Origin of the sequence: Geotalea uraniireducens Rf4 (genome assembly GCF_000016745.1) — a bacterium.
Classification (GTDB): Bacteria; Desulfobacterota; Desulfuromonadia; order Geobacterales; family Geobacteraceae; genus Geotalea; species Geotalea uraniireducens.
Genome location: NC_009483.1, coordinates 3357894 through 3376455 on the forward strand (window position 1 = coordinate 3357894; position 18562 = coordinate 3376455).

At 56.4% G+C, this 18562-nt stretch carries 14 protein-coding genes; 4 read left to right on the forward strand and 10 right to left on the reverse strand.

The features are described from left to right. Window positions 1–60 precede the first annotated feature (60 nt). Complete coding sequence (locus GURA_RS14735) at window positions 61–1152, forward strand: Glu/Leu/Phe/Val family dehydrogenase (protein WP_011939737.1); 1092 nt, start codon at window positions 61–63, stop codon at window positions 1150–1152. Here GURA_RS14735 and GURA_RS14740 read toward each other — a convergent pair. From GURA_RS14740 to GURA_RS14780, 9 genes are all read right to left on the reverse strand, one after another. Beyond that, complete coding sequence (locus GURA_RS14740; RefSeq protein ID WP_157046220.1) at window positions 1137–1826, reverse strand: acetate--CoA ligase family protein; 690 nt, start codon at window positions 1824–1826, stop codon at window positions 1137–1139. The genes GURA_RS14735 and GURA_RS14740 overlap by 16 nt on opposite strands. Continuing rightward, window positions 1817–3172: an acetate--CoA ligase family protein gene (locus tag GURA_RS14745; protein ID WP_011939739.1), complete on the reverse strand. Its 1356-nt coding sequence runs from the start codon at window positions 3170–3172 to the stop codon at window positions 1817–1819. The genes GURA_RS14740 and GURA_RS14745 overlap by 10 nt, the downstream gene beginning before the upstream one ends. Before the next feature lie 123 nt (window positions 3173–3295). Beyond that, window positions 3296–4468, reverse strand: coding sequence for a dihydrolipoamide acetyltransferase family protein (locus tag GURA_RS14750; protein ID WP_011939740.1), 1173 nt, complete (start codon window positions 4466–4468; stop codon window positions 3296–3298). 199 nt (window positions 4469–4667) lie between these two features. Continuing rightward, window positions 4668–5630 (reverse strand): alpha-ketoacid dehydrogenase subunit beta, encoded by a 963-nt coding sequence (locus tag GURA_RS14755; protein WP_011939741.1) that lies wholly within the window; start codon window positions 5628–5630, stop codon window positions 4668–4670. Window position 5631: 1 nt separating this feature from the next. Beyond that, window positions 5632–6687 carry a pyruvate dehydrogenase (acetyl-transferring) E1 component subunit alpha gene (gene pdhA, locus GURA_RS14760; protein WP_011939742.1) on the reverse strand — a complete coding sequence of 352 codons (1056 nt, stop codon included), beginning with the start codon at window positions 6685–6687 and terminating at the stop codon, window positions 5632–5634. A gap of 112 nt (window positions 6688–6799) precedes the next feature. Next, a complete protein-coding gene (locus GURA_RS14765; RefSeq protein ID WP_011939743.1) occupies window positions 6800–7249 on the reverse strand; it encodes a hypothetical protein in 450 nt (149 codons plus the stop codon). A gap of 4 nt (window positions 7250–7253) precedes the next feature. Next, on the reverse strand, window positions 7254–7667 hold the full coding sequence (locus GURA_RS14770; protein WP_011939744.1) for an SRPBCC domain-containing protein: 414 nt from the start codon (window positions 7665–7667) through the stop codon (window positions 7254–7256). Window positions 7668–7732: 65 nt separating this feature from the next. After that, the gene (locus GURA_RS22955; protein ID WP_011939745.1) at window positions 7733–8935 is read right to left on the reverse strand and encodes a PAS domain S-box protein; all 1203 of its coding nucleotides are present in this window, start codon (window positions 8933–8935) and stop codon (window positions 7733–7735) included. A 185-nt stretch (window positions 8936–9120) separates the two neighbouring features. After that, window positions 9121–9918: a tetratricopeptide repeat protein gene (locus GURA_RS14780; protein WP_011939746.1), complete on the reverse strand. Its 798-nt coding sequence runs from the start codon at window positions 9916–9918 to the stop codon at window positions 9121–9123. A gap of 244 nt (window positions 9919–10162) precedes the next feature. Here GURA_RS14780 and ptsP point away from each other — a divergent pair, with 244 nt between their 5' ends. Next, window positions 10163–12511 carry a phosphoenolpyruvate--protein phosphotransferase gene (ptsP, locus tag GURA_RS14785; protein ID WP_011939747.1) on the forward strand — a complete coding sequence of 783 codons (2349 nt, stop codon included), beginning with the start codon at window positions 10163–10165 and terminating at the stop codon, window positions 12509–12511. A 526-nt stretch (window positions 12512–13037) separates the two neighbouring features. Then, on the forward strand, window positions 13038–13622 hold the full coding sequence (locus tag GURA_RS14790; protein WP_011939748.1) for a LemA family protein: 585 nt from the start codon (window positions 13038–13040) through the stop codon (window positions 13620–13622). Window positions 13623–13684: 62 nt separating this feature from the next. On the opposite strand, the gene GURA_RS14795 is transcribed toward GURA_RS14790, so the two are convergent. Beyond that, a complete protein-coding gene (locus tag GURA_RS14795; RefSeq protein WP_011939749.1) occupies window positions 13685–17131 on the reverse strand; it encodes a pyruvate carboxylase in 3447 nt (1148 codons plus the stop codon). 257 nt (window positions 17132–17388) lie between these two features. Here GURA_RS14795 and GURA_RS14800 point away from each other — a divergent pair, with 257 nt between their 5' ends. Further along, window positions 17389–18414: a peptidylprolyl isomerase gene (locus GURA_RS14800; protein ID WP_011939750.1), complete on the forward strand. Its 1026-nt coding sequence runs from the start codon at window positions 17389–17391 to the stop codon at window positions 18412–18414. The last annotated feature ends 148 nt before the right edge of the window (window positions 18415–18562 follow it).

Here is an 18562-nt window from a genome sequence, read left to right on the forward strand (position 1 = left end):
AATAGCCCTCCCCCTTTTCTCCTCCGTTGCCATTCCTTCATTTTCTGCTAAAGTTACAGCATGTGCGAAATTACATGTGATGAACTCGGCCCGGCGAAGGTCATTCAGCTTTACTCCCCAAAGGAACAATTGCGTGCCGTGGTGGTCGTGGACAACACCGCCCTCGGCCCGGCCATAGGCGGGGTGCGGATGTCGTCCCGACTAACTGCGGAAGAGGTCTGGCGCCTGGCACGGACCATGACCTTGAAGAACTCCATAGCCGGTTTGCCCCACGGCGGCGCCAAGGCCGGTATTATCGCCGATCCGGCAAGCCCCGGCAAAGAGCGCCGGTTCCGTGTCTTTGCCCGCATGATCCGTAACCTCACGGAATACATCCCCGGCCCGGACATGGGGTGCGACGAGACGGCAATGGCATGGATTCACGATGAAATCGGCCGCTCGGTCGGACTTCCGGAGGAGATCGGCGGCCTGCCGCTGGACAAGGTGGGGGCAACCGGCTATGGCCTGGCCGAGTGCGCGGAGGTGGCAGCGTCTGCTGCGGGGCTGGAACTGAAGGGGGCGCGGGTGGCGGTGCAGGGCTTCGGCAGCGTAGGAAAGGCCGCAGCCCGGTTCCTCGCGGACAAGGGTGCGGTGCTGGTGGCTGTTGCCGATTCGCAGGGGACGGTGCACAACCCGGACGGCCTCGACCTGCCGGAGCTGGTGAAGGTCAAGAGAGAGAGCGGCAGCGTCGTCAAGTACTCAAAGGGAAACATCCTGCCGGCCGACGCCGTCATCGGTATCGATTGCCACATCCTGATTCCTGCGGCAACGCCGGATGTCATCCACGAGGGGAACGCCGAAACAATCAAAGCCCGCCTGATTCTTCAAGGGGCCAACATTCCGGCCACAACAGGGGCTGAGCAGATACTGCACGAACGCGGCATCCTCGTCGTACCGGACTTCATTGCCAATGCAGGCGGGGTCATCATGGCTGCCATGGAATACGCGGGAAAGGCTGAGCAGGAGGCCTTTACCGCCATCAGAGAGCGCATCAGGAACAACACCCGCCTGATCCTGGAAAAGATGTCTACCGACCAGACCCTCCCCCGCGTCGCCGCAGACGCCCTGGCACAAGAGCGGGTTCTGCGCGCCATGTGCTACCAGGATTCCTGAGAACGCCGCTTCATCTTTGCGTCCACCACCAGAGCCCCGTCCGGATAGAGCTCCACCGGATTCAGGTCGATCTCCTCGATGAACCCGCTCCCGATCAACTCCGAAACCGCTACGACAACCGAAAGCAGCGACTCCATATCCACCGGCGGCTTGCCGCGGTAACCGCGCAGCACCACCGCCCCCTTCGTCGCTTCCACGAGCCTTCTTGCCGCCCTCCTGTCAAGCGGCGCCATGGCAAAGGCCACATCCCGGAAAAGCTCTACGAACAGACCGCCGAGGCCAAACATGACGATCGGTCCGAACTGCGGGTCTACGGCCCCGCCTACGATCACCTCCACCCCCGGCCGGGCCATTTCCTCCACCAACACACCGGCAGCAACCGGGATTTTCTCCAACTCGGCCACCGCCACCGACAACTCGGCTGCATCCCGTATCCCGAGCCGCACGCCCCCAATATCATTCTTGGAGGCAACACCCGGCAATGCCGCCTTGGCGACAAGGGGGAACAAAAGGGAGTGTGGCGAAGGGACCGGCTCTCCGGCAGGTATAAAAACCCCGGATGGAACAGCTATCCCCAGCTCGCGCAACAGGCCTTTGACCTCTTGCTCAAGGAACGTCTGACTGTTACCGTGCGCAGCCAGGAACCGCCTCAGTTTCTCCGTCGTCACTTGCATGGCCCCTGCCCGTAGTTCATTAATGAGCTCAATCCCCTCACCGCCCGTTCCGGCGACGGATAAACCGGAATCTCCCCTTTTTCAAGGCGTTTGGCCAGCTGATCCGTAATCCCCCCCGGCGCCAGGTAAGCGACCAGCGGTTTGCCGGATGCAGCCCGGAATACCGTCAACAGCTCCGCCAATCGCAATGTCAAACCAACCACGCCGGTATGGGCAATGACGAGGAATCCGTCGTACTCGTCCTGAATTTCGTTGAGCGTCGCCAGGTACTCATCGTCTTTAACCTGCCCGGTGAGATCGATGGGGTTGGCAACGGAGTAAAATGGGGGAAAGCAGTTGTGCAGCCGCTGTCGTATCGCTTCAGGAAGCGGGGTAATCTCAATTCCATGGCGCGCGCATTCGTCAGCAGCCAGAACCCCCAGCCCGCCGGCGTTGGTCACAATGCAGATCCGGTTGCCGCGGGACGGCCTCTGCCTGGCAAGGGCGTGGCCGGCATCGAGCAGTTCATCCAAATCTCGCACCTCGCGGATGCCGGACTGCCGCATGATCGAACTGAACACCTCGTATTTCCCGGCAAGCCGGCCGGTATGGGAATAGGCCGCACGCTGTCCGCTTTCCCCCTTCCCTGCCTTGAGGATGAGAAGCGGCTTGCGTTGCGCCAGTTTTTCGGCAGCCGCCACGAAGCGCCGCCCGTCCGCCATCGATTCCAGGTAGGAAATCACCACGCCGGTTTCCAGGTCTTCGGCCAGGTAGTCGTAGATGTCGGCTCCATCGATATCTGCGGCATTGCCGTAGTTAACCCCCAATGACACGCCGCGGCCGGACACCGCCAGCGTCTCCAGCAGACAGAGAAGGAGCGCGCCGCTCTGGGAAACCACCGCCACATTCCCCTTTTTCGGCCGTTTCAGGCGTTCGCGGGGGAGAAACAAGGTATCGAGCCTTTGGTACGGAGCGAACACACCGAGACAGTTGGGGCCGAGCAATCGGATGCCCAACTCCCGCCCGAGCCGGACGACTTCCTGCTGCAAAGATTCGCACCCCGTCTCGGCAAAACCTGCGCTGACGATGATCGCGCAACGGGCTTTCCCGGCGTGGGCTGCCAACAGCTCAGGAACTTCCGGCGCAGGACGGAGAATAACGGACAGGTCGACCGTCTCGGGAAGGTCGCGGATTGAAGCGTAGACCGGCACTTCGTCGATCTCGGTATAGTTCGGATTGACCGGATAGAACTTCCCCCGGAAGGCGCGAAGGTTTCTGGAGACAACACCCCCGAGCCGTTTTTCATCGGCGGAAGCACCGATCAGGGCGATGGAGCGAGGTTTGAAAAGGCAATCAAGGGAATTCACGGTCGAAAACTCCTAGGAGAGGTTCGAGGTGCGAGGTGCGAGGTGCGAGGTGCGAGGTGCGAGGTTCAAAAATTCCTTATTCCTCGATCCTCGTTCCTTTTTCCTCGGTCCTCGAACCTGTTTTCAAACGCTCTCCATGAACAGCAGGGCCGGATCTTCCAGATAGCGGACGATCTCTGCCAGGAACAGGGCCGCGTCGGCGCCATCGGTGACCCGGTGATCGAAGGTGAGGGACAGGGGAAGGATCTTCCTGACAACGATCGCGCCGCGGTAGACCCACGGCCGTTCGACGATGCGGCCGCAGCCGAGGATGGCCACATCTGGCCAGTTGATGATCGGGGTGGCAAAGACACCGCCGAAGTGGCCGTAGTTGGTGATGGTGAAGGTGCGCCCCTTCAAGTCGGTGAGGGCAATGGTCCGTTCGTGGGCTTTCTTGCCGAGCGCCTGGATCTCCTCCGCCAGGGCGATAATGCTCTTTTTGTCCACATCGCGGATGACCGGCACCATCAGCCCGTCCGGGGTCTCCACGGCAATGCCGAAGTGGTAATGCTTCTTGAGGATGATCGTTTCTGCTTCGGCATCTATGGATGCGTTGAGAAAGGGGTGGTCCCTGAGGGCATGCTGGGCCGCCTTGATAAAAAACGGGAGGAAGGTCAGATGCGTCCCCCTTGCCTCCAGCGCCTCTTGTTCCCGCTCACGCAGGTCCCAAAGATCGGTAATATCAGCCTCCTCCGTGCAGGTAACGGAGGCGGTGTTTCGCTGCGAGGCAATGAGGTTGCGGGCAATGGTCCTTCGTACCCCCCGAAGCGGTAGCCGCTCGACCGGACCAAAGCTCTCTTCAGGCTGTCGTGGCGTTGCAGCCTGCGACAGGTCCTCGGGGGTGATGCTGCCACGCGGACCGCTGCCCCGAATGCTGCGCAGGTCGACGCCCCGCTCCCGCGCCAGCTTCCGCACCATGGGGGTGGCGAGAATCTCGGGTTCTTCCTCCGCCTCTGGCAGAACGCCGACGATGCCGTTCGATTTCGCCGGCACAGTGGAGGCCTGCGTCGGCACTTCTCCCTCCTCGGCAATGGTCAGCAATGTCTCGCCGACCTTGGCAATGTCCCCTTCACCCCGGTAAATGCGGCTGATCGTCCCCTTACGCGGCGAAGGGACTTCCACCACCGCCTTATCGGTCTCCACCTCCAGCACCCCCTGGTGCTCGACAACCCGGTCGCCTTCCTTTACCAGCCACCGGCGCAGTTCCACCTCGGTGATCCCTTCGCCGAGGTCGGGAAGTTTGAAATCATAGGGCATTGCCCACTCCTTTTTGCCGCATCACGGAAAATCTTCAGAATCTTTGAACCGCGAAGGCGCAAAGGACGGAAAGAAAACGGTTTTGATATTTTGGACCAAAAATGTTATCGATTTTTACCTTACTTCGCGTCCTTTGCGTCTTTGCGGTTCAAAGGTTTTTCTTTATTGTTTTTCTCGTCAATCGCTGTGTCCTCTGTGGCTAATATTGCAGCACCTCGTCCAGCGCCGCCCGGATCCGCTCCGCTGACGGCAGGTAGTGATCGAGGAGCTTTGCCAGCGGCACCGTCACATCGGGGGCCGTAACCCGCAGGATCGGCCCGCGCAGGTGGAGGATCGCCTCTTCGGCAATGGTGGCGGCGATCTCGGCACCGAAACCGCAGCTCTTCACCGCCTCATGGACAATGACCACCCGGCCGGTCTTCCGCACCGATGCCAGCACAGTCTCGGCATCGAAGGGATTGAGGGTCAGGAGGTCGATCACCTCGGCGCTATACTCTCCCACCGCTTTCAGCACCCACTCCAGCATACTCCCCCAGGCGATGAGGGTGACGTCATCCCCTTCCCTGACCACCTGCGCCCTGCCGAGCGGTACAATGTAGTCACCTGCCGGAACCTCTTCCCTGATCAAACGGTAGAGCCGCGTCGGCTCCAGAAAGAGGACCGGGTCCGGGTCGCGAATGGCAGCGGTCAGAAGCCCCTTGGCGGTATACGGCCCGGACGGCACCACCACCTTGACTCCCGGCATGTGGCAGAAGAATGCCTCCGTGCTCTCCTCATGCATTTCCGGCGCCTTGATGCCGCCTCCATACGGAGTCCGCACCACGAGCGGACAGGTGTAGCGGGACCGGCTGCGGCTCCTGAGCCGCGCAGCATGGGTGAAGAGCTGGTCAAAGGCGGCGTAGAGAAACCCCATGAACTGGATCTCTGCAATGGGGCGCAGGCCGTAGACCGCCATGCCGATGGCCGCCCCGACAATGGCCGACTCGGACAGGGGGGTGTCGATCAGCCGCTCCGATCCGAACCGCTCCAAAAGCCCTTCGGTGATGCGGAACACCCCGCCGTCGCGCCCCACGTCCTCGCCGAGGAGAACGACCCGGTCGTCCCGCTCCATCTCCTCGTTCAGGGCGAGGTTTATGGCCTGTACCATGTTGAGTAGCGGCATGTCAGAGTTCCTTCCGTTGCGCAGCCTGCCGCTGGCCGAGTGTCGCGCAGGCGTGGTCGAACATGTCCGCGGCTGTCGGCGGCGGAGCAGCCTCCTCCGCACGCACCGCCTCATCGATGGTATCTGCCGCCCGCTGCTTCACGTCCCTGGCGTATTCATCAGACATAAGCCCCCGGCTCGCCATGAATCGCTCCAGCCGCAGGATCGGGTCTTTGCCGCGCCAGGACGCCACCTCCTCTGGGGAACGGTAGCGTGAGGCGTCGTCGGAGGTGGTATGATCGGCCATCCGGTAGGTGAGGCACTCGATGAAGGTCGGCCCGCCGCCGCTCCGCGCCTTGTCCAGCGCCTCACTGGCGGCCCGATAGACGGCAAATACGTCGTTGCCGTCCACCTGCACCCCCTCGAAACCATAGGCAAAGGCCTTCTGCGCCAGGGTTGCAGACGCGGTCTGACCCTGGACCGGGATGGAGATGGCCCACTGGTTGTTCTGGCAGATGAAGACAACCGGAAGCCTGAACAAGCCTGCCATGTTGAACCCTTCGTGGAACTCCCCCTTGGAAGTTGCACCGTCGCCGAAGTAGGCGACCACGGCCACCGGGTCGCGCCGGTACTTGGCCGCCATGGCCACCCCGACGGCATGTGGGATATGGGTGCCGACGGAGACGCAGATGGGAAGGATGTTGAGGTTGTCGGGGGTCCGCTGGCCCCGTTCATCGCCGCCCCAGTACTGGAGCATCAGGTGGATAGGATAGCCGAGAGTGAAATGGACCGCCATCTCCCGAAAAGACGGGATCACCCAGTCGGTGGGGTGCAGGGCAAAGGCGCTCCCAACCTGGGCCGCCTCCTGCCCCATGATGGGGGGGTAGGTGCCGAGCCGCCCCTCCCGCTGCAAAGCCAGCGCCCGCTCATCGAAAGTCCGTGCCAGCACCATCAGCTCATACATCCGCCGGATGTCGCTCTCCGTCACTGCAGGCATGAGCGCATCATCCACTATGCCGCTTTCATCAAGGATGTGCAGGCGCTTCACCGCATAAGTGCTGATAATGTCCTCGGGCATGGCTACCGCCGGTATGGGAAGTAAGGGTGGAGGCTCTGTAGAAGAGTTTAGCCGACCGCGTCCGGCTGTCAACGGAGAGACTGATGCTACGGGGATAGTTGCTGCGTTGAAGTCATTTCAAGTTCTTCCATTGATAAGCCAACTTCCCCCCATAATGCCCCAACATAACCACTACCGGCAGGGCGCTGAACAGACATCCCATGTAGATCCATTTGAAAACGCCCCCATCAAAGAACAGGCCGGGATGGATAAGGCGTATGCATGCAGCGCTCCCCACCAGCAAGAATAGGATGGCCGAAAGCCACATCTTTCTGTAAAAAACGGGCGCGCGGCCACCGTTAAACTTTGTGCGCCAGTCATGCACGCCGGAGAAAAAGGAGACCGGCACCATGCACGTGGCAATGATTATCAAGTGCAAAACGGTACGCTCAAAATACGGATCACCACTGTTAAGGGCCAGAAGCAGGAACAACAGAGCGGCGGGAAGCAGGCCGTTATTGAAATGGGCAGCCACGGCATGGAGTACCAAGGTTTTACAGATATCCTTAAAAATTCCCGGCATCGATTCATTCTTTCCCTTGGGGCCCGCCCCTCTCCAGGTACTCTCTCCATGGCTGCCAGTAATACTTCTCCCATCCCTCGCTTACCCCCTGCACATCGTGATCCGCCACGTTGACATGGACGAGCTCGATCCGTCCCGAATCGCCTCCCGGCCAGAACGACATCACCAGGATGGAGTCGATGTCATCCGAGATCCAGTGATCGGCCCGCCAGGTCTGGGCAATGAGTCGGTGCGGCACAGTGTACAACATCGTCCCGAAAATCATCCCGTTAAACGCCAGAAACGCCGAGCCCGGCGCGGGGCTGATGGTTACCGAGGCGCCGGTAATGGCTGCATGGATCTCCGGATTGAGATACATGTCGTAGAGCCGCGCTGCAGGTGCCGGCAAGGTGATGCTCTGCTGGATCGTCTTTGGCATGGTTGATGGCTCCGCACTTTTATTTCTGATCGTGCCGCTTGAATAATCAATCCGAAAAAAAATGATCAGGACCGGCAACCCAGTTCCCTGAACCTGGCGTTGACAGCTTCCAGCTCTTCCGTCCGGCGCCGCAGATCTTCATTAAGCTGCTTGATTTCCTCTTCCGCCTGCCTGCGCTCGGTCACGTCCCGCTGCACGGCGACAAAGTGGGTGACTTGATGATTTTTGTCGATAATGGGGGCAACGTTCCATTCATTGATAAACTCGGTGCCGTCCTTCCGGTAGTTGATCGTCTCGCACCGAAATGTCTGCCTTTGCCAGAGGCGATGCTTCATCTGCTCCTGCACCTTGCGCTCCGTTTTGGGTCCATGGAGGATGCGGGGGGTCTTGCCGATGACTTCTTCTGCCGCGTAGCCGGTCATGGCAGTGAAAGCCGGGTTGACAAAGACGATTGTCGGACCCGGCAGATCGAGGTCGGCGGTCGTGATTGTGATCGATTCCCTGGTCTGCCGTACTGCCGATTCCAGGAGCCGCAGCATCTCCTCCGTGCGTCGGCGAGCGGTAACATCCATGACGCAGATGGGCACATTAACGAACTTTGCGCTGTCGGAGGGAATGGTCAGGCTGATCAGGAGGGTTTTGCACTCTCCGCGCAGAGTGAGAACAGGAACTTCAGCATCAAAACGCCGTCGTCCCTCGGCGATGGCTTTCAGCGCATCGCGGAAAGCCGGCAGCGACTCAGGGGTGAACACCCTGCCCAGGGCTCCAAGGAGTTCCGCCGAGCTCTGCGCCGCGAAGATTTCAAGGGTCGTCGCATTGACGTCGAGGATTTTCAAGCCTTGCAAAATCTGCCGCAGGTAATCCGGTCGTTTGGCGAAGTATTGTCCGTAATCCTTTACCTGTTGGACCTGCAAACTATCCAGGCTCGCCTTGACCCCGGACAGGTCCGCTTCCCAGATCGAGACGGGGACGGCATGGAAGAGCGACTGGAACCTCGTCTCGCTCTCACATCGCACCATGGCGACTCGCTCGATCTCTGCCTGCCCCCGGTTTATCAACCAATAAAGAAAAAGAGCAGTGACGAGGACATAGAGCCATCCTTTGACGGTCTGCAGCCGGATGAGCAGGGCAGGATCGGTAACGAGCGCAGCGAGGAGCCGGTCGGAGAAGAGTATCCACAAGCCGCCGAGGATTGCATAAAACATTACGATCCTGGCCGATACCCGCTTGAGCCCGGATATGCGTTCTCTAGTTTCTCGATTGTTCATGGTGCTGCCACCTTGATACGTCTCAGAATTACCAGAAACCGGCGACCATTGAGTAAACTATATCAGGAATCAACTACTTCACAATTAAAGCAGCAGGTTTTGCATTTATAGCCTTTTGCACAAAAAAAGGGGGCAAAAGCCCCCTTCGTCAACCATCAACCATCAACCATCAACCATCAACCGCCTTACAATTTTCTCATTTCTTCCTTCAAACCTTCCACAACGGCTTTGACCTCTGCAATCATCTCCGCAGCCTGGGGCGATTTCTCTTTCTTCAGGTAGAGCTCGAAATACTTGACGGCATCTGTCAGGCGCTCCTGGTCGATACAGACATTGCCGAGGGTCAGGTAGGACATGGTGAAATTCGGGTCGAGGCGGATCGCCTCCAGTGTTTCCTTCTCGGCAGCGTCGAGGTCGCCGAGATCGTAATAGAGGTCACCCAGGTTGAAGTAAGCCGTGGCGTCGTCAGGGTCGATCTCAATCCCTTTCCTGTAAGCGGCAACGGCTTCGTCGTTCTTGCCGAGGCCGTAGTAGAGATCGCCAAGTGCATTAAGGGCGAACACATTGTGCGGATCAACCTCCAGGGCGCTGTTGAACGCCTTCTGTGCGTCATCAACCCGCTCCAGACTGTTATAAACGAGTCCGATGCTGACATAACCGTCCGCCTCTTTCGGTCTCAAATCGGTTACCTTTTTATAGCAGGCAATGGCATCCTTGTGCCGTCCGCCCTCAAAATACAAGTCTCCCAAGGCGGTAAGCGCCTCAACATCATCGGGTGCGAGTTCCAACCCGGCAGTGATGGTTTTTATCGCCTCATCCTGTTTTCCCGACTCGGCCAACGCTTCGCCAAGGCAAAAATACCCTTCCGGGTTATCAGGTTCGATCTCTATGCAGGCGCTGAACTCTGTGGCTGCTTTCCCGTATTCTCCGGTTTCCAGCAACGAAATCCCCTCTGCCAGGCGCTCGTCGAAATTTGTCGTCATCACTCTCCCTCCGCTTTTATTCGATTTCGTGTTAAGGCGAACTATAGCAAAAACGGGGAGTGATTGCCATAAATACCCGTGCCCATCGAAATATTTAAGTCATACCAATTCCAATCAAGGTGCTATCTTCGTTGGCTCGTCTTCGGCGCCTTGATTTCATCCTTGATTTGAAATTGGATTTAATGCTTCCCTTTTCCACTACCTGCTTTATAATTGGAGAAATTTTTAAGCAAAGGTACTGATAATGGGCGAAGACAGCCGTGAAACACTGGGACTCCGCACGCTGGAAGACATCAGCGGTTTGATTCTCCACTCCCACGATTTACAGGAGACGCTGGATAATATAGTCAACCTTGTGGCAAAGCGAATGGGTTCCGACGTTTGCTCCATCTACCTTTTGGAAGACGACGGCGAAACCCTCCGGCTCAAGGCCAGCAAGGGTCTTTCCAAGGGGTCGGTAGGAAAGATCACCATGAAGACCTCGGAAGGCCTCACCGGCCTGGCTGTGGAGCAGCGGGGAATAGTGGCGACCGACAATGCCCCGCTCCATCCACGCTATAAATACTTCCGCGAAACCAAGGAAGAAAAATTCCAGTCCTTTCTGGGCGTCCCCCTGTTCGAGCGCAAAACGCCCGTCGGCGTAATAGTCGTTCAAACCCGCGAATCGAGGGTCTTCACCCCGGCGGAGATAAGCACCATCTCCACCATCGCCTACCAGATCAGCAGCATCGTCATCAACGCCAAGCTACTCGACTCCGTTCATCAGAAGGAGGAAGAGCGCGCCTTTTTTGCACTGGAACTCGAAAAAATGAAGGCCGGCGGCGTCATGGAGGGCGTAACTGCCGGACCGGCAAAGAAGAGCGCCAAACAGCCGTTCTCGTTGACCGGGACGGCGGTATCACCCGGTTTTTCCTGGGGAAAGATCTATATCCTGAACCGCAACACAAAGGACTGCATCGAGCTGGAACGGATCAGACCGCGCCCGGAAGAACGCAAGCGGTTTCAGATCGCCCTGGAAAAGGCGAAGATCCAGACACTCTACATGGAAAAACGTGTGGCTGAGATACTCTCCAAAGAGGACGCCGCAATCTTCCACAGCCACCTCATGATTATGGAAGACCGCGGTTTCGTTGCCAAGATTGTGGACCTCATAGACAGTGATTACGGTGCAAGCCGGGCCGTGAAGGAAGTGGTCGGCTACTACGTGCAGGCCTTCTCCAAGATGGAAGACCCGTACCTGCGGGAACGTTCCGCGGACATGGAAGACATCGGCCGGCGCATCATCGATGCCCTCAACGGCAACAGCCGCACTCAGGCGAAGTTCAGGGAAAAACGGATAATTGTTGCCGACGACATCCTTCCCTCGGACATGGCAACCATGGACCATGAAAAAATCCTCGGCATTGTCACGGAGAAAGGTAACGTGAATTCCCATGCCGCCATCATGGCCAAATCCCTCGGTATTCCGGCGGTGCTCGGCGTGGATGGTTTAATGAAGCACATCGCCCTCCGCAACGAGGTGATAGTTGACGGCACTTCCGGGCACATCTACATAAATCCGGACAACAGCATAAAGGTCGAGTACGAAAGACTACAGCGGGATTTCAGCCTCAAACAGCGCGAACTCGATGGGCTGCGCGACCTGCCGGCTGAAACCAAAGACGGCGTCAGGGTCTCGCTGCGGGCAAACATCGGTCTTTTAAACGATGTCAAGGTTGCACTGGCCAATGGCGCCGAAGGGGTCGGTCTCTACCGCACGGAATTCCCGTACATGGCCCGCAAATCCTTTCCCAACAGGGTTGAACAGTACACACTTTACCGGAAAATACTCGAAGGCTTCCATGGTCACACGGTCGCCATCCGCACCCTGGACATCGGCGGGGACAAAGGACTTTCCTACTTCGCCTACCCCAAGGAGGACAACCCGTTCATGGGGTGGCGCTCCATCAGGGTCTCCCTGGAAGAGGAAGGCATCTTTCGCGAGCAGCTCGCCGGAATACTCATGGCCTCGACCTACGGCAAGGCCACCATCATGTTCCCGATGATTTCGAGTGTCGATGAGATCAGGACAATCAAGAGGATCTTGAAAGAAGTTCAGAACGAACTGGTGCAGGATGAGAAACCGTTCGATACCGACATCCGACTCGGGATCATGGTGGAGATACCGGCCGCCGTCCAGATCGCCGACATTCTCATCAAGGAAGTGGACTTTTTCAGCATCGGCACCAACGACCTGATTCAGTACACCATGGCGGCGGACCGCAACAACCCGAAGGTGAAAAAATACTACGACCCCTATCACCCGGCCGTGCTGCACTCCATCAAACAAGTGGCTGATGCGGCAAAAAAGGCGCATAAGCAGGTTTCGCTCTGCGGAGAGATGGCCGCAGACCCGGTTACCGCTGTGCTCCTGCTCGGCATGGGGATAACGGATTTTAGTCTGTCGGCCCCATACATACCTCTCATCAAACAGGCAATACGATGCGTGGACATGGCTGAGGCGCGAAGGATCGCCGAACATGCACTGCAGATGGAGAGCAGCAGCGCTATCCGCGAATATCTGGAGAAAATAAAGTCAGAGCTCGGACTATGATCCCCCCGAAACCGGCATAATCGGAACCCAAATATTATATTTCACGCGACGACGCAAAAAGGCTTTTAAACAAATTATTGGTTCAAGGTTTTAAAACGTTGCGTCGTCGCGTCGTTGCGTGAGTCATGCCTTGCTTTTAACATTTTGCTCACATATTGTAACGACTCAAGTCGTAAGCGCCTAACCGGCACCCCACCACATAACACTTTCCACATTAAAGCGCATTCAGCGCAATAACGGAACCAATCCGTCATTTACAGGACATGGGCTGACTTTCCATCGCAAATTACGACAAACCAAAAATCCGCGGTTGGACCATGGAGACATGGGTGCCGCATTTTTCAGTTGTGTGCTGTTGCCGGGGCGCCCCCACCTGTAATCCGCCGCTATCACAGATATTCCGGCGATAACGCAGAGGGTGTGGAACGGAACGTGCAGATTAGAATATTGTAAACTAAGTTTGTTTAAGGGCCAACCAGAGACAAGCTGCAACAGCATGTTTCGAGAGACAAGAAAGGAGACGGTATTGCGAAGAACGATTTTCATGTTACTGGGGCTGTTCACCCTGCCGCTCCTTTTCGGATGCGGTTACAACACGCTGAAGAGTAAAGAAGTGACGACATCGAAGGCTTGGAACGATCTGGGTTTCGCATGCCGGCAACGCCTTGAACTGGTTGGGAATTATCTGGACATAGTGCGGAAACACGCGGTCAATGAGAGTAAGGTCCTGCATGATGTTGAAACAGCCACACACGACGCTATCAGTGCCGGCTGCCCCATAACCCCTCCCGATACATCGCAAAAACTAAATAGATTCCGCGACGTTCAGGCAGAACTTACCAAGACGCTGGCACGTCTTCAGGTCATCACCGGTAACTACCCTGAGCTAATAAACGACTACAGTTACATTACCATCCAGAAAAGGCTTGAAGTCGTGGAAAGCCACATCAACGAAGCGATAACCAACTACAATTCTGCCAGTCATGACTTCAACACATGCAAGAGTACCTTCCCCAACTCGCTGACCAATGCCCTGCTGCTCCGCTATAACGATAAAGAACCTTTCAGGGCCTCTGAAAAAGTCATGCTGGTGGAAGGCAAAGATTCCTGAGAAGAGCGGTCTGACATCCATAGGTAAAAAAAGAGGGGCGGCTTCAAGCCGCCCCTCTTTTTTTACCCCAGAACCAGCAACAGGTCATCCTTCTCGACCTTGTCCCCTTCCTTGAACTTGACTTCAGCGATCTTGCCATCTTCTTTGACCTTGATGTTGGTCTCCATCTTCATTGCCTCGGTAACCATCAGCACATCGCCGGCACACACTTCATCGCCGGCCTTGACGTTCACCTTCAATACCTTGCCCGGCATGGGGGCGCCGATATGCTGCGGATTGCCCTTGTCGGCCTTTTCCCGCACAGCCTCGCCGGATACTGCCGACTGGTCGCGCACCGTTACCTGGCGGGCATCGCCATTCAGTTCGAAGTAAATATGGCGGGTGCCGTCAGGGTGAACGCGGCCAATGGCGTTGAGTTTGATAATGAGTGTCTTGCCCGGTTGAATCTCAATGGATGTCTCCTGGCCCGGTTCAAGTCCGTAAAAGAAAATTGGTGTCGGAATGACCGAGGTATCCGAATACTCCTGGCGGTGCCGGTCGAATTCAGGAAAGACGTGCGGATAGAGGATGTAAGAGATAAGCCCCTTATCATCAACCGGATGCCCGACTTTAGCCTCGACCTTGAGCCGTTCTTCGTCGAAATCCACCGGCTCGAGCAGTTCTCCCGGACGGCAGCTGATCGGCTCCTCTCCCTTGAGAATGATGCGCTGCAATTCACGGGGAAAGCCCTGATAGGGCTGGCCGATCATCCCCTTGAACATCCCCGTTACCGACTCGGGGAAGCTAAGATCGTCCCCTTTGACGTACACATCGTCCACATCCATGTTGTTCTTCACCAGGAACATGGCCATGTCCCCCACCACCTTGGAAGACGGCGTCACCTTGACGATATCGCCAAAGAGCAGGTTGACCCTGTGATACATCTCCTTGCACTCTTCCCAGCGGTCCAACAGGCCGAGACCGGCCACCTGCGGCTTATAGTTGGAGTACTGGCCGCCGGGAATCTCGTGGTGGTAAACTTCGGCCGTGCCGCTCTTAAGCCCCGACTCAAAGGGCGTGTAGTAGTCGCGCACCGTCTCCCAATAGTTGGCCAGCTTCTGCAGGCTCTCCTCGTTAAGACCGGTATCCCATTCGCTACCCTTCAGGGCAGCTACCAGGGCATTGAGGTTTGGCTGGGAAGTAAGGCCCGAGATGGACGAAAGCGCAGCATCGACGATATCCACTCCCGCCTGGCAGGCCATCAGAAGCATTGCGCCGCCGTTGCTGGAAGTATCGTGGGTGTGAAGGTGAATCGGGATGCCGATCTCAGCCTTCAAAGCCTTTATCAGCTTCGAAGCGGCAAAAGGCTTGAGGAGGCCGGCCATGTCCTTGATGGCAAGGATGTGGGCACCCATTGACTCCAGCTCCTTCGCCATGTTTACGTAGTACTCCAGCGGATACTTGTCGCGCTTGGGATCGGTAATATCCCCGGTGTAACAGATGGAGGCTTCGCAGATCTTCCCCTGTTTGCGCACGGCGTCCATCGCCACCCGCATCCCCCTGGTCCAGTTGAGGGAGTCGAAAACGCGGAAGATATCGATGCCTGACTGGGCCGCTTCCTCCACAAATCGCTCGACCACGTTATCCGAGTAGTTGGTGTAGCCGACAGCATTGGAACCCCGGAGAAGCATCTGGAAAAGGACATTGGGGATCGCCTCGGACAGTTTGTGCAGCCTCTGCCAGGGGCATTCCTTGAGAAAGCGCATGGAGACGTCAAATGTGGCCCCGCCCCACATCTCCAGGGAAAAGAGATCGGAAGCAAGATAGGAGGTCGGTTCGGCAATCTTCAGCAGGTCATAGCTCCTGACCCGGGTAGCGAGCAGCGACTGGTGGGCGTCGCGCATGGTGGTGTCAGTGACGAGGAGCTTTTTTTGTTCAAGTATCCATTTGGAAAGGCCGTCCGCGCCCTTTTCCATGAAAATGTCGCGGGTTCCAGCTGGCCGCGGTTTCATGTAATCGATGTCCGGCACTTTGGCGTCAAGCAGATCGGAAGATTTGAGAGGCTTGTCAACCCCGGGCGAACCGTTGACGATTACATCGCCGATGAAATTGAGGACCTTGGTGGCCCGGTCCTTTTTCTCCTCAAACTTCAAGAGCTCAGGATGCTTGTCGATGAACGACGTGTCGCATTTGCCGTTGAGAAAGACCGGATGGGTGATGACGTTTTCCAGGAAGGCAATATTGGTCTTCACGCCGCGGATACGAAATTCCTGGAGGGAGCGGTGCATGATGCGCGACGCCTCCTCGAAGGTCAGGCCCCAGGAACTCACCTTAACCAGGAGTGAGTCATAGTGAGGGGTGATCTGCGCACCGGTAAAGGCATTGCCGGCATCGAGCCGCACGCCGAATCCGGCCGATGAGCGATATGCCTTGAGGATGCCGAAATCCGGGGCGAAGTTGTTTGCCGGGTCTTCGGTAGTAATACGGCACTGGATGGCATGGCCCCACATCTTGATGGCGTCCTGGTTCGGGATGTTGATTTCGGGATCAGAAAGCGGTTTCCCTTCCGCAACCAGTATCTGATCCTGCACCAGGTTGCGGCCGGTAATCATTTCGGTTACCGTATGTTCAACCTGGATACGCGGGTTCATCTCGATGAAATAGAAATTCCCCTCCTGATCAAGGAGAAATTCCACGGTACCGGCATTGCGGTAGCCAACCTGACCGGCAATCTTGAGCGCTGCGGCACACAGCTCTTCGCGCATCTCCGGGGTGATGCAGAGCGATGGGGCAAACTCCACCACCTTCTGGTGGCGGCGCTGGATGGAACAATCGCGCTCGAAAAAGTGAACCAGGTTCCCGAAGCTGTCTCCCAGCACCTGCACCTCGATATGCTTCGGGTTCTCCAGGTAGCGTTCAAGAAAGACCGCCGCATTACCGAAGGCAGCCTTCGCTTCGCTGCGGGCACTGGCAATCCCCTCGACCAGCTCCTTGCGGTTGTTGGCAACCCGCATCCCACGGCCGCCGCCGCCGGCTGCCGCCTTGATGATGATCGGATAGCCGTAGTTCTTGGCAAAGATAAGGGCCTCTTCCTCGTGCTCAATAGGGTCCTCAGTGCCGGGAACCACGGGAACTCCGGCAGCTACCGCCACTTTACGGGCAGCAACCTTATCCCCAAGCCGTCGCTGCATTTCCGCAGTCGGACCGATAAAGGCAATGCCGGCCGCCTCGCACTTCTCGGCAAATTCGGCATTCTCCGAAAGGAAGCCGTATCCGGGGTGAATGGCGTCCACATCCCTTTTCAGGGCCAGGGCAATGATCTCGTCTATGCCCAGATATGCATCGATCGGGCTCTTTCCCTTACCGATCAGGTACGCCTCATCCGCTTTGTAACGATGCAGCGACAGCTTATCTTCCTCGGAATAAATGGCCACCGTGCCTATGCCCAGTTCGGTACAAGCGCGAAAAATGCGAATCGCAATCTCGCCACGGTTTGCCGCCATAATCTTTCTGAATTTCCGTTGTGCCATCAAAGCCTCCACAAACTGTTTTTTATGTAAAATAAAACATATACACTGATAGTAAAATTTAACACTACTAAAATTGTTTAGTTATTTTGAATAGTTAGATACTGTATCAGAATGACAATAAAACCAGAATAAAAAAACAAAGTCAACAGTAAACATCCGTTATATTATGAATAATTGCCAACAAAACAACATATGTAGGTTTACCATTCAATAATTTAATGCTATTATTTACAAAAATTTTTCAAAAGGAGATTTTGATGATTTCGGCAAAGAAGATATTTTCCTACTCGCTTGCAGCCCTTGTCCTTATTACCATCCAGACCTGGTCCGCCTTCGGTGATGAGCAGAAGGCGCCACAAACAGAGCAAAAGAGTGCTCAAACGACGGAAAAGAAAAGTGCCCCTACCGATCCCGTCGCCAAAGTAAACGACACGATCATCACCCGTTTGGACCTGGATCGTGCGGTGAAAGTACTGGTTTCCCAAAACAGACTTCCACAGCCGCTGCCCCCCGAATCATTGAAACAAGCTGAGGAAGCCGCCCTCGACCAGCTTATATCCGCAGAGCTCCTCTACCAGGCTGGCCAGAAAACCGAGATAAGGGATCTGGAGAAGCAGGTCGAAGAAAAGGTCAGCCAAAACAAGGCAAAGTTTCCTTCAGCAGATGAATTCGAAAAAGCCCTCAAATCCGTGGAAATGACGGAAAAAGACCTGAAAGAGTTCACCCGCAAGGACGTAGTCATCAGCAACTTTATTGAAAAAAATATTGCCGAAAAAACCAAGGTTACAGAGGCCGACGCGAAAAAATTCTACGATGATAATCCCGACAAATTCAAGCAGGAGCCGAGCGTAAAGGCCAGCCATATCTTGTGCGGCGTTGAGGCTAGCGCCACCGCCGAAGAAAAGAAAAAAGCCAAGGAAAAGGCCGAGGCTTTGCTGAAAAAGATCAAAGCCGGTGAAGATTTTGCAACCCTGGCAAAATCCGAATCAACCTGCCCGAGCAGCAAGCAGGGGGGAGATCTGGGTTTCTTCAGTAAAGGGCAGATGGTTGCCCCTTTTGAAAAGGCAGCCTTTGCCCTCAAGCCCGGCGAGGTCAGTGACGTGGTGGAAACCCAGTTCGGCTACCACATCATCAAACTCACCGAGAAGAAAGAAGGCGGAACCATCAAGTTCGACGAGGTTAAGGAAAAGATCGAGAACTACCTGAAGAATCTGAAGATTCAGAAGGCCATAGGCGAATGCCTGGTTGAGCTGAAAGGCAAGGCCAAGATCGAAAAATTATAGGTAAAGAGACCACATAGAAATCAATTTAAAAAAGCCCGCTGATGCGGGCTTTTTTTGTTAGAAGGAAATTTCCGGGATTTACCCAGCAATGTCCGTATATGGTTTTTGCATCCGCACGCCCCCCCTCACCCTAGCCCTCTCCTTTAGG

Coding starts and splice junctions, on each gene's coding strand:
- GURA_RS14735 (WP_011939737.1), top strand. CDS start 61: ATGTGCGAAATTACATGTGATGAACTCGGCCCGGCGAAGGTCATTCAG.
- GURA_RS14740 (WP_157046220.1), bottom strand. CDS start 1,826: ATGCAAGTGACGACGGAGAAACTGAGGCGGTTCCTGGCTGCGCACGGT.
- GURA_RS14750 (WP_011939740.1), bottom strand. CDS start 4,468: ATGCCCTATGATTTCAAACTTCCCGACCTCGGCGAAGGGATCACCGAG.
- GURA_RS14755 (WP_011939741.1), bottom strand. CDS start 5,630: ATGCCGCTACTCAACATGGTACAGGCCATAAACCTCGCCCTGAACGAG.
- pdhA (WP_011939742.1), bottom strand. CDS start 6,687: ATGCCCGAGGACATTATCAGCACTTATGCGGTGAAGCGCCTGCACATC.
- GURA_RS14765 (WP_011939743.1), bottom strand. CDS start 7,249: ATGCCGGGAATTTTTAAGGATATCTGTAAAACCTTGGTACTCCATGCC.
- GURA_RS14770 (WP_011939744.1), bottom strand. CDS start 7,667: ATGCCAAAGACGATCCAGCAGAGCATCACCTTGCCGGCACCTGCAGCG.
- GURA_RS22955 (WP_011939745.1), bottom strand. CDS start 8,935: ATGAACAATCGAGAAACTAGAGAACGCATATCCGGGCTCAAGCGGGTA.
- GURA_RS14780 (WP_011939746.1), bottom strand. CDS start 9,918: ATGACGACAAATTTCGACGAGCGCCTGGCAGAGGGGATTTCGTTGCTG.
- ptsP (WP_011939747.1), top strand. CDS start 10,163: ATGGGCGAAGACAGCCGTGAAACACTGGGACTCCGCACGCTGGAAGAC.
- GURA_RS14795 (WP_011939749.1), bottom strand. CDS start 17,131: ATGGCACAACGGAAATTCAGAAAGATTATGGCGGCAAACCGTGGCGAG.
- GURA_RS14800 (WP_011939750.1), top strand. CDS start 17,389: ATGATTTCGGCAAAGAAGATATTTTCCTACTCGCTTGCAGCCCTTGTC.